Annotated in this window: 11 protein-coding genes; 3 read left to right on the top strand and 8 right to left on the bottom strand. The window is 50.5% G+C overall.

What is annotated here, in order from left to right; all coding sequences use genetic code 11:
- Window positions 1–23: 23 nt before the first annotated feature.
- On the top strand, window positions 24–740 hold the full coding sequence (locus tag Q354_RS0122980) for a DUF5020 family protein (protein WP_027859671.1): 717 nt from the start codon (window positions 24–26) through the stop codon (window positions 738–740).
- 226 nt (window positions 741–966) lie between these two features.
- Entirely contained in the window at window positions 967–1,572 is a 606-nt protein-coding gene (locus Q354_RS0122975; RefSeq protein WP_027859670.1) for a TetR/AcrR family transcriptional regulator, read from the top strand.
- Between the two features lie 707 nt (window positions 1,573–2,279).
- Here the strand turns inward: Q354_RS0122975 and Q354_RS0122970 are convergent.
- The gene (locus tag Q354_RS0122970; protein ID WP_245601118.1) at window positions 2,280–2,666 is read right to left on the bottom strand and encodes a VOC family protein; all 387 of its coding nucleotides are present in this window, start codon (window positions 2,664–2,666) and stop codon (window positions 2,280–2,282) included.
- Window positions 2,667–2,693: 27 nt separating this feature from the next.
- Window positions 2,694–3,278, bottom strand: a complete 585-nt coding sequence (locus Q354_RS0122965) for an SOS response-associated peptidase (RefSeq protein WP_027859668.1) — start codon at window positions 3,276–3,278, stop codon at window positions 2,694–2,696.
- Window positions 3,279–3,466: 188 nt separating this feature from the next.
- Here Q354_RS0122965 and Q354_RS0122960 point away from each other — a divergent pair, with 188 nt between their 5' ends.
- Window positions 3,467–3,757, top strand: coding sequence for a hypothetical protein (locus Q354_RS0122960; RefSeq protein ID WP_027859667.1), 291 nt, complete (start codon window positions 3,467–3,469; stop codon window positions 3,755–3,757).
- A gap of 108 nt (window positions 3,758–3,865) precedes the next feature.
- Here Q354_RS0122960 and Q354_RS0122955 read toward each other — a convergent pair whose 3' ends face one another.
- The 6 genes from Q354_RS0122955 to fic form a co-directional block, all read right to left on the bottom strand.
- A complete protein-coding gene (locus tag Q354_RS0122955) occupies window positions 3,866–4,954 on the bottom strand; it encodes a site-2 protease family protein (protein WP_027859666.1) in 1,089 nt (362 codons plus the stop codon).
- Between the two features lie 103 nt (window positions 4,955–5,057).
- Complete coding sequence (locus Q354_RS0122950) at window positions 5,058–6,101, bottom strand: restriction endonuclease (RefSeq protein ID WP_027859665.1); 1,044 nt, start codon at window positions 6,099–6,101, stop codon at window positions 5,058–5,060.
- A 28-nt stretch (window positions 6,102–6,129) separates the two neighbouring features.
- Window positions 6,130–9,426, bottom strand: coding sequence for a DEAD/DEAH box helicase (locus Q354_RS0122945; RefSeq protein ID WP_027859664.1), 3,297 nt, complete (start codon window positions 9,424–9,426; stop codon window positions 6,130–6,132).
- 8 nt (window positions 9,427–9,434) lie between these two features.
- Entirely contained in the window at window positions 9,435–10,955 is a 1,521-nt protein-coding gene (locus Q354_RS28380) for a restriction endonuclease subunit S (RefSeq protein WP_027859663.1), read from the bottom strand.
- Window positions 10,952–12,547: a class I SAM-dependent DNA methyltransferase gene (locus Q354_RS0122935; protein ID WP_027859662.1), complete on the bottom strand. Its 1,596-nt coding sequence runs from the start codon at window positions 12,545–12,547 to the stop codon at window positions 10,952–10,954. Before Q354_RS0122935 ends, Q354_RS28380 begins: the two co-directional genes overlap by 4 nt.
- Before the next feature lie 5 nt (window positions 12,548–12,552).
- Window positions 12,553–13,662, bottom strand: coding sequence for a protein adenylyltransferase Fic (fic, locus tag Q354_RS0122930; protein WP_027859661.1), 1,110 nt, complete (start codon window positions 13,660–13,662; stop codon window positions 12,553–12,555).
- Window positions 13,663–13,707 lie beyond the last annotated feature (45 nt).

The raw sequence follows: 13,707 nt of genomic DNA, 5'->3' as shown, positions 1-13,707 counted from the left end.
CAACAATTTAGGAAAACTACTTCATGCATCTGAAGAAATCAGCTTTATGTGTACTGGCGGGACTGGGAATCACAGCGCAGGCCCAGGCAGAGATGTTCTGGAACGATTTCAGCATCAGCTACCTGAATGGCGACAACTATGAAGTTGGCGACCCGGAACGCGAGGTGATCACCTTTGAGCATGCCAGTGGCCATAGCTGGGGCGACACCTTCCTGTTTGTCGACCGACTCAAATCTGATAATGGCGATACTGAAACCTACTTCGAGTTTTCCCCTCGCCTGAGCATCGGAAACCTGAGCGGCAGCGACCTCTCCTTTGGCCCGGTTAAGGATGTCTTTCTGGCGACCACCTGGGAGAGCGGCGAAAACTTCGATAACATTCTCTACGGTATTGGCTTCTCTTTTGACGCCCCCGGCTTCAACTACCTGGATGCCAACATCTACCACGCCAGCAATGAAAATGGCGAAGATGACGAGCAGCTCACCCTGACCTGGGGCCTGCCCTTCAACATCGCCGGCGGCGAGTTTCTTTACGACGGCTTCCTCGACTGGAGCACAGCAAAAACCGGTGGTAGTTCCGAGATGAACTTTACCTCCCAGCTGAAATGGAACGTCGCTAAGGCGCTGGGCCATGATGCACGCTTTTACGTAGGGCTGGAGTACGCATACTGGAACAATAAGTTCGGTATAACCGATATTGACGAGCGCAACCCGTCACTGCTGGTAAAATGGCACTTCTGAGCCAGCTGAACTGAACGCCTGACCCCTTCATCCTGAAAGCCAGCCGTTTGCTGGCTTTTTTATATCTGGCCGCAAGCCAAATAACACACCAATGCCCCCGACCCTGCGGGCCCACTCAGGGATCAGCGCTTGAGAAAATCCTGACCCCGGTGATAGTATTCGCCCCTTACTTTATCTTGGAACAGGCGCCTGCCCAGCAGTCACCGCCCTTGGGAGTCAGGAAACCTTGGCCAGCATCCGCGAACGCAACAGAGCAACCATCCTTACCGTAGCCAGTGAAGTCTTTGCCGACAAAGGCTTTGCTGCCACCAAGATAATCGATATCGCCAACAAAGCCGGCTTACCCAAGCCCAATGTCTACTACTACTTTAAAAGCAAAGAGATCCTCTACCGTTCGGTACTGGAATCGGTAGTAGAACCCCTGCTGGCCTCATCTGAACCCTTCGAAATCTATCAGGATCCGGAAACGGCGTTACGGGAATATATTAAAGCCAAGATTACCATCTCCCAGAACTACCCCAGTGCTTCCAAGGTATTTGCCAGCGAGATCATGCATGGCGCACCTCACCTGCCCGAGGATATTACCGAGCGCCTGATGGAGCAGACCCGCGCCAGTGTCGCCCGCATTGAACAGTGGATCGCCGACGGGCAGATGCAGGCGGTCGACCCGAAGCATCTGCTTTTCACCATCTGGGCATCCACCCAGACCTACGCCGACTTTGACTGGCAGATCACCGCAGTCACCGGAAAAGAGAAGCTGGACCAGGAAGATTACGACACCGCCGCCGAACTGATTACCCGCCTGGTACTGGCCGGGACACTGCCTGGCTAGCACCCCATGGCGCGGAGCCTCAAAGCGGAACCCCGGGATTCCTGCAAGCAGGGCTCATCTCTTCAGCACTCACACTTACGTGACGGCATTCAACCGGCCCGCAAATGGCAATACAAAGCGCAGTGAATCTCTCAGCTATCGGCTGGCAAAGCTTTGCCAGCCGATAACTACGCAGATCTCCTACCTTAACCGACACCTGGGCACCCTACTCCCGCGCAGCAAGAACCGGCAACCTACACCATCCGCGACCTGTATACGCTGTAACACTCATATCCCCATACTCATACCTCCATACTCACATCTCCACGATCGGCGCTGTAAGAGCCATCGGGATCACATCCAGGCCAGGCCTGAGCGCCCCGCCTGAGGCCACAGGCACCTGCAGCCGGCATGGCTCCCAGCCCTGATTAACCGGTCAGTTTCACGGAAACGTCAGCACCAAGGCCGATAAGAAAACCTGCAATAGGAACACGCAAGATAACGGTATATATAAATCCCGATATTTTCTGACTTTTAAGTCAATTTCCAATTGACCCAAAAGTCAGGTTTTGCTGTAATGAAGGTGCTCTAAGGGCCCCCTGAAGGTGAGCGATTGCACTTCAGAACCGGGGTTACTCTGTATATCAAAGTTGGCTTTGAAGCCCCATCCTTACCGATGGGGCTTTTTTTTGACGATACGACAGCAGCGACAGAGACAGCAGATGAGATCAGCGGTGCTGATCGATCAGTATCGGATTGCCATCGGGATCGGTGACGATAAAGCTGGCGGGCCCCGCCTCACTTGCGCAGCTTTCATCCTGCTCGATAGGGATATCTGACGCGCTCAGTCGCTGATGCAACTCCCGAATATCGGTAAACGTCTCCAGCTGATTGCCCTGCTGATCCCAGCCGGGATTAAAAGTGAGCATATTGCGTTCGAACATGCCCTGAAACAGGCCAATCAACTGGTCGCCGTTCTGCATAATCAACCAGTTTTCAGCCTCATCACCGCAGCTCGCGCTGAAACCAAGCTTCTCATAAAAGGAACGGGAAGCTTGCAGGTCCCGGACAGTCAGGCTGATAGAAAAGGTGCCAAGTTGCATAGAAAGTTGCATAGAAAACTCCTTAGCTCAGGCGACGCTTTAAGCGGCGCAGATCAGGAAAGACTGAGCATCATCTCCGCCCAGCATCGTGCCGGCAGTGGCCATATCCCCCTGCAACCATTGCCGGACACAATCAGGCCTGATAAACAGCGGCATACGGTGATGGTAAGGCAGGCAAGCGGGATTGGCAGGTCGGGTAAGGGAGACAAACTGACCGCCCTCTTTATCAGGACAGCCACGCGCGGGATACCAGACCGCAGCCATCAGCAGAGGTAAACCCGAAGGCTCAGTGAACAGGTATTTCTGTTTATGCCCCTCGCCTTCTATGCGCCATTCATACCAGCCGGAACAGGGTATCAGGCAGCGAGTAGCGGCAAATGCAGCTTTGAAGGTAATTTTCTCCGCGACTGTTTCCGCTTTAGCGTTAATCAGAAGCCGTTTTGCCCAGGCCGGCTTGATGCCCCATTGCAAATCAAGCTGCGTAGGCTGTTGCAGTGAAACAACCGCAGCCACATTGTCAGTCGGACGCAGGTCACTGTTGCTGTGGGCCTGAAACCTGATACCCAGTAGCTCACTGACCCACTCACTCAGTGGCGCGTCTGATACGTTTAAACGTCCACACACTTTTTGTCACCCTGTTCGCGGCTTTGGCTTCCTTTAGTATAGTGATTGCCAATCTCCGCGATCCAAAGCCTGATTTATCGCAACGACGCGACTAAAAGATCGCCAGACTAAACCTTTAGGTGGTTTTTGAATTGGTGTGATATTGCTAACGTAGGGTCTTCGGGCGAATCAGATAGGGACATTGTTCCATGAGTATTGACCGCGAAAGCATCTGCGACATTCTGCTTGAAGCTTATCCAACAGCCAACAGGAGCTACATTGATGGCGCAATTGAAGGCGCCCTGGACCATGTAGTGCGGATTTTCTCAGCCAGCGCACTGCAACAGATCAGCACCCAGCGCTGGGCAATCATCCTGTGCACCGCGGCCAAACCCAAGGGCCAGTCGCACTGTGATTTCTACACCCAGGTCCTCGACATGGTCTATGAGGAACTGACCCGGGCCAGGCGTTCGGCACCGGACCTTAAGCTGGTTAAATAGATCGGCACCTAGCCTGAACTGATCGCTTTTACCTTCCCTGCCATTTGCAGCAGGGCTAAAACCAAACAGCCACGGAATTCCGGGGCTGTTTGGTTTCAGGCAATGTTATCAGCTCTGCAGTACTTTCAGCGGTAATCCCAGTACCGCATCACCACTACCGGCAAAGTAGATGATAATGCCGACCAGGCCCGCCACCGTCAGCAGGTACCAGACAAAGGAGAATATCTGACCGTAACGATCGAGCGGCAGTAACCGGCTGTACTGGCGGTAGCGCCACTCCAGCAGGATCTCCACACTGCCGATCAGAAGCAGGAAGCCGAGCAACGCCAGTCCGAAGGTATAGCTGACATAGACTCCCGCCACCGCAGCCAGGATGCAGACCACCAGCCCGACAATACTGTTCATCGAAAAGCTGATGCTCTTGAGGATATGCCCGCCATCCAGCGGCAGCACCGGCAGCAGATTAAACAGGTTCAGCAGCGCATTGAAGGCCGAGAGTCCGGCAAAGATCATCTCACCGGTCATCCAGTAAGCCAGCAGTAGGAGTACTGACATCCCCAGACCAAAGGTCGGCCCCATAATGGCGATCACCACATCCTGCCAGCGGGTGTTGACCTTATTCTCACTCAGCGCCAGGCCACCCAGAAACGGAATCAGGTAGATCCCCTTGGTTTTCATACCAAAGTGCTTCATCGCCCGCACATGGCCGTACTCATGCACCACCAGACAGGCGATCAGCGCCAACGCAAACTGCAGCGAAAACAGCCAGGCGTAGGCCGCGACGCTGAGGCCCGCCAGCAGCACTTTGATCACCTTGGCGCTCTTAAACAGCTTAAATCCGAGTGAGGCCAGCCCCATCATATTCAGCTGCGGCCTTTCAGGCGTCACGACCGACGGTGTCGAGCTTCCCAGATCATTGCCATCACGCGCCCCCTCAGCCACCGCCTGATCGTTCACCAGTGCGCGGTAACTGATTGAAAACGGCTGCCACTCCAGATCAAGAATAATGCTGCAACGAACACTGCTTTCATCATGCTGGTGCTGCAGCTCGAAATGGTGCTCGATTGGCTCGCCGTCATCCGCTGAAGCAACCCGCTCTGATACCAGCTGGTTGTCCCAGTAAAGCTGTTGCCAGCCAGCCATATTGCCCTCAAGACGCAGGGGACGTCCGAGAAATTCCGTATTGAGTAGTTCCACTAGCCCGCCTCACAGAAAATTGTGCGGCGATTGTAGCAAGGAGCTGATCGACTCTCACCCATTAGAGCTCGAGCCGAGGTGATGCACACAGGTTCATTAGGCTTTAACTTTCAATGCTAGCAACAGTCCACACACGCTTAAGTGGCAGCTCTGCTTTAATCGATTCATCCAGTTTGTCGTAATGTACAAAGAGCTGTTCCAGCAGATCATGCTGAGTCCATAAACGAACCCTGAAGAAGCTGGACGCTAGTTCTTTTTGGACATTGGACCGAAAACCTCCCCAAGAGACGAATAATCCCTGTGGGGCGTTGAACTTGGTCATTGCCCCGATCAGCTTATCTACCGTAGGTCTGTCTACCAGACCATCACCAGACTTTACCTCCACACAAATATTCTGCGCTCCGAATCCCATCGGACCATCACCAGCGAGGATATCAACACCACCATCCGCCCCTTCCGGGCTTTGCCAGCAGGTATAACCTTTAGCTTCGAGAATCGCTGTCACAAGGCGCGTAAGATTGTGTCCCTTAAAGCGGGCCTTAATCAGCTTGATGATTTGATCGTGAGCGTAAGATTCCAGATCAGACTCAACCTGTTCATCAGTCGCATCTGACTCAACTGAACCTGACGAAGGTGCAATGATCTGCTGGTTACTTTCTGCTTTCCAGCCATTAGCCTCCATCTGATCCAAACGAGCTTCGGCATTATTTCTCTGGATACGACAGATTGTGAGAAAGGCCCCAAAGCTGTACAACAAGTCTTGTGAGAAGTGAGAACGTGGCACTGCATCCGGTAGCCACTGAATAGACCGCCAGTGATAGAACGGGTTCTCAGCTGAGGCATCATGCTGGTATTCAGACGTGATCCGCCCAATATAGATCACTGGCTGAGTTTTAGACGGCAGAATAACCCGATCACCAATCTGCATTGTTCGAGCGAATGGCCAGATCTGGCTGGCATGGTTCATCAGTTTTTTTGGCTTGGCATCACTATCCAATTCAGCCAATACTGAAATTAATTGCGCTCTATCTTCAATCTGAGTTAACTCTGCGTTCAATTCATCCCAGGTAAGGTAGATCCGGTTTTCCTGAATAAACTTTTGTTCGTATTCACCCTGCGCGCCCGCTCTTACTAACCAAACTGCCATTAAAAATCCTCAATTAGTGCGAAAAAGGTTAAAAGAACCGATCCAATAGGGACAATTCTCCATCAGTGACATGAAAACTATTTTTGTCCACATTATCATCGCCCACCAGCTCACCGGTGCTTTGATAACTTTCCATCTCCTCACATAGCAGGTATCTGGACTGCTCTCCTTTCACCCAATCGCTACGATTACCCAAAATAAACAGATGTTTCTTAGCCCTGGTTACCGCTACGTTCAGCAGATTAGGCGTACTGTTTACCCAGCTAATGCCCCCACTCTTTTTACGCACGGTAGATGCAGCCAGACAGAGGATAACCACGCCTGCTTCCTTGCCCTGGAATGTGTGTACGGTACCGATATTGTTCTCAGCAAACACTTTCGGATCAGCGCCTTTATCAGACCTGGACAACACTTTACACATCCATCCTTCGTTCTTGCTTAGCTTCGCGGCTTTGTTCCACTTATTCTCCAGCGCTTTAGCCATCTTGGTAAACGGTGTAATGACAAAAATACCGTCTTCAATTACATCAGGATGCTCCTCTGCCAGGAATCGAATCAGTGTGAGCGCCGCATCCGCTTCCGCATCGTTGATATATCCTTCGGACTGAACTTCCTCCGGTTGTTCGACCACATTTACCCACCCGCTTTTAACTGAGCTTGTCTTGCTGCTGTGGGTTGCTAATACCATCTTTCCGTCATACGCCATCTGATTGGCAATACTGAACATAGGGTCGACACAACGTCGATGGACCAATAGAGGAATTCCGATACGTCTATGCCCGATCATAGAGTAAAAACCAGAGGCACGATCGGCAATTGACTGCGCCGAAAGCATCTTGACCAGATAGTCATCGCCCCACTTGCCTTCATCGCCTTGCACAGATACCGGCATAAAGTCTGCTGCAATATCCCGGTCTATAGATTCAGGCGTGGTTACCACCGGCTCAATTTGAATAGGGTCACCAACGAAAATGGCCTGACGACTCCTTTGCAATAAGCCCGCCACATGGTAGTTCACCGCTTGTCCGGCTTCATCGAACATCACCAGACCAAAACCCTCTTTCTTTTGCATCAGCTTGAACTGCGTCTGAACCGATGACAGTGAAGTGCTGACCACAGGAAAAAACAGGAATAAAGTCGCCCACACGTGCTGATATTCCGGTTGGAGTTCAAAGGTTTCAGAACGGCCATCAATCAACTGCGATAACTCATCCCACTGTATTAAGAGCGCTTTCGCAACGCTTTCAAGAAGCGCCTCGTTTAGTGCAAGTGCGGCAATAAACAGCTCCGAACGTCGTCCATTTATATCCTTACTGCCCAAGGGGCTGGACTTCTGCAACCGTTGCTCAGCCGACTCATCCGACTCACCATAGTTACGGGCATAGGAGTCAGGAAAAAGCAGGTGGTCAGAGATATTCAGTCCACTACGCCCCGCACTCAGTTCGATATTCGTTAATTCCTGATAACAAAGCTCAAAACACGCGCGAGCTTTAGCTAATTTCTCTTCGACTCTTTTATCCCCGAGACCTATCCCAAACCACTGGCGTTTGAAATCGTTTAACGCTTCAAACATATCGGTACATGCTGCTTCATCAGCATCCATCCAAAGCTTGCCCGCCAGTTCAGGCTCATCGAAACCCAAGGCCACTTTATTCAGACAGTTACGAAACGCTCCAAGAAATACTGCGTGCTTCTGATATGCTGGGGTTTTCTGCAGATCACTGGCAAGATCGATTAATAGCGCCTTTTTGTTCAACCTGGCGACATAGTCAGTGATCAACTCTTTCGCACGGGAAGCCTCGGCGCTTTCCAGCCGCCGGATAAGATCGTTCAGAGAAAACGGGTCTCTCAGGTTTCGAAGGTGAGCTTTTAATCGTTCAAGAACAGGTTTGAAATTTCCGCGATTGGACTGATTGCCCAATACCGCACAAAACGTCCCCCAATCCCCGATGTTGGCCGCACTCTTGAAATGGCCAATCTGATCCTGATAGGCCGTGTGGATTTTCGATAGTTGGGGCAGTTCACGGGAGATATTTTCAACCGCTTTGTTATTACTGGAAGCGACGACCATGCTATGGGCCATAATCGCCTCGACCACCGCATCAGAGCCTAACCAATCATCACCTATTGATAGATCCGCCAACGCACGGGTTCGAGCAACAAAGCACGCAGCTATCACATCCTTTAGCAAAGTTGTTTTGCCAGTGCCGGGCGGACCGTTAACAGCCACCACGGGATGGGACTGTGTATCCAACGCTGTATTAACCGCAAAGGACTGCAGCAAACTCAAACCATAATCAGGATTTTCAGGCCAGCGCCCGGAAATAACCCTGGCGGTGTGAGCATGGAAGAACTCGCCATTATCCAATGCGGAACCAACTTCAACCTGGTTGGCGTGACCAAACAGGTATTTTCGCAGCGGTGTAGAAAGACTATCCGTACCATTGTCCATCACCTTATCCAGCAAGCGTTCCAGATCCTTTACGAAGAAAGGCCCCAGCTGCTGATTTTCATTGCCATCGGGATAGAAACAGAAGCGCCAGCGGAAACTGATCTCACCATCGCGGAATCGATGCCCTATGTAGGAATCATCGTATCCCGCATCCAGCGGCTGACTTTGTTCAGCCATAAAGCGATGCGCAGCGCTATTGGGCCAGAACTGTTTTGCTAACAGTCTGTTAACAATTTTGGCACATCTGTAGAGCGTTTCGGTATCAAGCCCCTGACCATCTGCAGACGACAGCTCCCGTGTAATGAGGCCTTCGATATCCTTCAGACGGGCATCCATCCATTCATAGAGCGACATATTGTCAGGTACCGATGCCTGGCATTTACGATACAGGGTACGGATTGATGCCAGATTCACCGTCTGATCGGCTACATCATCCGACAGTTTCCAGATGATGCAATGACGCACTTCATCCCACTGCGGCACCATCGCCTGAGACACCAGAAAGGTTCTGGGTACGTTATAGTTCGGATGCACTTCCGAGTTGTACATCAGGTACCCGGCATAATGGCATTGGAACATCAGTACCAAGCGGCTTTTATCGGTCAGTTCTAACTTACCTTCCCGGATCTGCCGTTGGGTGTTTTTACCCCAAACTTCAGTAAAACGCCCTGCCGGGTGAAAGTGTTTGTTTACGGGTGACGGGCATGTGGGTAGATCGAACAGTTCAGATTCGATCCAGTAACGTAAGATCCCCCTACATCTATCGGCCAAAGGATCAAACCTTGACGGTGCAACCGAGCAGCCGTAAGAGGAGTATTCATCCAAGCGCCAGCCGAAGAGTTTTCCTAACAGCTCTTTGAAAATCCCTTTCATTTTATAACTTATGTCCTTTTTTTACGGCCTTTCTTCTGTGGTGCCAGTTTTTCCTGTTCCGCTTTTATGCGCTCCAGCAACGCCTGTGCTGAATTTTCACCGGAGATCAGTTCTGGATGCTCGGCACGCCAGTCCACGGTGAGTTCACCACGGAAGGCTTTGGCGAGGATGGATTGGGTGAGGTTATTGACCTGTGACTGGGCTTTTTTCACTTGCTGTTCAATCTGTTTTGCAATTGCTAGGTGCCCGGAAACCCTTCTAACAATTTCTTCTTGTTCATCCAGCATCGGCAATGGTATTCGAAATGCTTTCATTTTACCGATACCTAAATCAGGTACTCCTACACTTTGAACTCCATCAAATGCTTGCTTGATTATACTTTCACAAGAAATTACCAACCTCAGAAATGCACCATCAATTACCCCACTTGGGGTTACGATTGCCATCGCATGACTTACCCCGTAATTATGAGGCAAGGGCAAGCTAACTGATTTTCCAATGGTCCCAATTCGGGTAAATGCGAAGGTAGTGTGTGTAACTTCATACCGTTGTTTCTGTTTTTGTAATTCTTCGTCCGTAATTTTTTTTCCCTTATTGAAATCAACTGAATCGTTTCTAGTAATATTTTCACTAGATATAAATGGAAGTCCATCATCAACGTACTTTGGCATGCGATGGGACGGATTAGGATCAATCACTTCTGCAACATTTTCTAATGAGACCGAAACCCAGCCCAGTTCATCATTCTCAATGATTACAGGATCGCCGAACTTCTTCCAATTATCACTTTTGGGCCTTTTTCCCTTTCTCTTAAATTCCCTCTCTTTTGCCTCAAACCATTCACGTTCCATAATTTCCTTAAGCTGGGGAACATCATGTTTCCCTAGTGCCGATCTTTCACGCCAAGTTTTAGTAAGTTCACCTGAAGTAGCAGCGGCTAGGACGGATTGGCGGAAGCGTTTGAGAATGACGGGGATGGCATCAAGGCGGGCTTTAATGCTGTCGACCTGTGCCAGCAGGTTATCCAATCTGTCAGCGATCTCTTTTTGTTCAGCAATTGGTGGCAAAGGCAGAGGGTAACTTTCAACAAACGTTTTTGGCACACGTTTATGGCCTACGGAACCAGACATGTTTGTCGCGCCGTTAACCAAAAACGCCTTTGTCTTCACCAATGCCAGAAGCAGTTTCGGATTGATCGCGTGACCAATAGGCCGTAATACATAATACTCAGTGCTACCCGCACCCCATCCAGAAGGGAAGCCCTCAATAACTGCTGCCTTACTGTTTTCAAAACATGGAGTTATCTTGGCAAAGATCGCATCCCCATCGCGAAACTGAGTAAAGCCTTTCTTTACACTTTCCCATTTACGAAGTTCAAATTGGCAAGTCCCGTGAAAGACCGTAGGCACTCCAGCCATAGGCATAAAGCCTACGTCCAGCTCATCGGCTAAACGTTCTTTAGGGTTTAGTAAACATACAGTTGAGATCGTGGAGCTTTCCCACCCCTCAGGTAAAACAACCTCACTCACGGCTTCACCTCAGCATCCATTGTCAATACATCTGCTAACAACTGCTTCTGCACCGTCGCTTGGTCTCCAGCACCCAACGCCTGCATCAAACCATCCAACTCACGCAATGCCTCTGTCAGCTCACTCATGGCTTCTGCGGCCAACAGTTCCGGCGCTGGCAGGTCGGCGGCATCCACACTGTCGCTGTCTTTTAGCCAGCTGATATCCAACGAGTTGCCTTTGGTTTCGGCAATATATTCACGGCTGAATCTGCGCCAGCGAGAGGTTGTTTCAACCTGCTCGGTATCTGTATCAGTAAATGACCAGTCCCCTGCAGTGCGCTCACTAGTTCCGTTAGGGTCTTCACCGTAAAGCGCTTCAAACGGTTTCAGATAGGTTTCATTAAACGGGGTACGCTTACCAAAACTTGGCATATTGGTACGCAGGTCATAGACCCAGACGTTCTCTGTACAGTTCTCTTCCTGATAAGTATCCGTAGCGCTGCCCTTGGTGAAGAAGAGCACATTGGTTTTTACACCTTGGGCGTAGAAGATGCCGGTCGGTAATCGGAGGATAGTGTGCAGGTTACACTTATCCATCAGGTCACGACGAATATCAGTACCTTTACCTGCTTCAAACAAGACGTTATCCGGTAGTACCACAGCAGCACGGCCACCGGCCTTCAAGTTGCGGTAGATATGCTGCAGAAACGCCAGCTGCTTGTTACTGGTGTCGTAGGTAAGATCATCACGGGTGATTGAAGCCTCACCGCCTTTAGAGGTACCGAAGGGTGGATTGGCTAAAATAACGTCTGCTTTTTCCAGGCCGGCTCCGACCTGACCGAGAGCGTTCCCTAAGTGAACGACACCTTCGTCATCACCTTCCATCCCATGTAACAAACAGTTCATCAGTGCTAAACGGCGGGTTCCCGGTACCAGTTCAACCCCGATAAAGGCTTTGTTTTTCTGGAATGCCTGTTCCTTTGCATCCAGATCAAACAGGTCATCAGTCTGTTCTTTGATAAAGGCATCAGCAGCGATCAAAAAGCCTGCTGTACCGGCTGCCGGGTCCTGAATCTTTTCACCCGGTTGAGGCTTGATACAACGCACCATGGAGTTAATCAGAGCTCGCGGTGTGAAGTACTGCCCCGCTCCGGATTTGGTTTCGTTGGCGTTCTTCTCCAACAGTCCTTCGTAGAGGTCACCCAGCCCATCTTTCTGAGCACTGAACCAATCAATCTGATCCAGTGACTTCACCAACTGCTCAAGGTGGCGGGGCTCACGCAGCCGGGTCTGCGCATCTGCATAGATTGCACTGATCAGCGGATCATCATGCACAAGGTTATCTTCAGCATCCCAGCCGGTAGATAGTGACAGCAGAATACGCTTGTAATCGTTCAGCAGATTAAGGCCCGACTTACCGTTAATGTCAGTCCAGCGGCACCCTTCCGGCAACCTGTGCTTCTGCAGGGTACCGTTCTCAGTATTCTCATGAACCATCTTGATAAACAGCAGCAGAACCAGCTCAGTCACGTAGTCGCTGTAGTTGATGCCGTCATCACGCAGTACGTCACAGAGGTTCCAGAGTTTTTGTACGATATCGTTATTTGTCATTCGGGCTATTCCATTGAATATGCTGGATACTGATTGCCGTCCTGCGTCATCAGTGTCATTAATTTTGGGTGTACGAACAGCTTCTCTTTACCGACCTGCATCTCGTGTAACACGCCTATTTCACAGAGCTGCTTAAGATAGACAGAAGCCGTCTGTCGCTTGGCAATTTCACTCTCGACCAGATTACCGATGCGGCAGTATGGCTGTTCAAAGATCAGTTGAATCAGTTCATAGCTGTAGATTTTGGGCAGTTGTTCACGCACAAATTCTGAGGTGTGTTCTAGCAACGAGCGAGTCGCCGCTATTTTCTCTGTCGTCCAGCGAGCGGTATTCTCCACCGCCTGCAACATAAAGATGATCCAGGGTTCCCAGTTCTGTTCACGGGTAACGTCCAGCAGAAGCCTGTAGTAATCCTGTTTAAACCGGACGATATGGCGGCTCAGATAAAGAATTGGCAATGTCAGCAGCTGCTGGTCGATCAGATACAGGATGTTCAACACGCGCCCTGTACGACCATTACCGTCAATAAAGGGGTGTATCGCTTCAAACTGGTAGTGCGCTACGGCCATCTTTACTAGCGGATCGATGTCATCCTCAGCATTGAGAAATCGCTCCCAGTTACTCAACAGCTCTCGAATAACATGCTCGCCTTCGGGTGGTGTGTAGATCACCTCACCAGTCGCCTGATTGCTTAGGTTAGTCCCGGGCACTTTGCGCACATCCATATCCATCGATTTGATGGTGCTACATACTTCCAAAGCGGTGGTGACACACAGCGGTTTGCGCTCCAGGTGAGTAAACCCTTGATAAAGCGCTGTTCGGTAGCGCAGCGCTTCCTTGGTCATAGCATCGGCCTGACTGTCTTCTTGCGCAAACTGGAACAGTTTATCGGTAGTAGTGACGATGTTCTCAATCTCAGAGCTGTCCTTCGCTTCCAACAAAGGCAACAGATTGATCAGCATGCCTTGGTTAGGCAGCAGTTGACCGGCCTGTTTTAGTTCAGCTAACGCAGCCCGTGCTGATATACATGCTTTAAGCACTGACTTAGTTTCAAAATCTTGGCTTGGAGGCAGTTGGGGCAAATCGTTGAAGGCTCTATCTGGCTGCCAGCTCATGTTTACTAAATCCACTTTTTTCGACACACCGGGAGCTTATGTCGA

This window comes from Marinobacterium jannaschii DSM 6295 (assembly GCF_000620085.1).
Lineage (GTDB): Bacteria > Pseudomonadota > Gammaproteobacteria > Pseudomonadales > Balneatricaceae > Pontibacterium > Pontibacterium jannaschii.
Note: the sequence above shows the minus strand (reverse complement) of the source record. Positions and strands in the feature narration are given on the sequence as shown.

Excerpts from the sequence above, each read along its gene's own strand:
- Q354_RS0122980 (WP_027859671.1), top strand. The coding sequence starts at position 24 with ATGCATCTGAAGAAATCAGCTTTATGTGTACTGGCGGGACTGGGAATC.
- Q354_RS0122970 (WP_245601118.1), bottom strand. The coding sequence starts at position 2,666 with ATGCAACTTTCTATGCAACTTGGCACCTTTTCTATCAGCCTGACTGTC.
- Q354_RS0122960 (WP_027859667.1), top strand. The coding sequence starts at position 3,467 with ATGAGTATTGACCGCGAAAGCATCTGCGACATTCTGCTTGAAGCTTAT.
- Q354_RS0122950 (WP_027859665.1), bottom strand. The coding sequence starts at position 6,101 with ATGGCAGTTTGGTTAGTAAGAGCGGGCGCGCAGGGTGAATACGAACAA.
- Q354_RS0122945 (WP_027859664.1), bottom strand. The coding sequence starts at position 9,426 with ATGAAAGGGATTTTCAAAGAGCTGTTAGGAAAACTCTTCGGCTGGCGC.
- Q354_RS0122935 (WP_027859662.1), bottom strand. The coding sequence starts at position 12,547 with ATGACAAATAACGATATCGTACAAAAACTCTGGAACCTCTGTGACGTA.
- fic (WP_027859661.1), bottom strand. The coding sequence starts at position 13,662 with ATGAGCTGGCAGCCAGATAGAGCCTTCAACGATTTGCCCCAACTGCCT.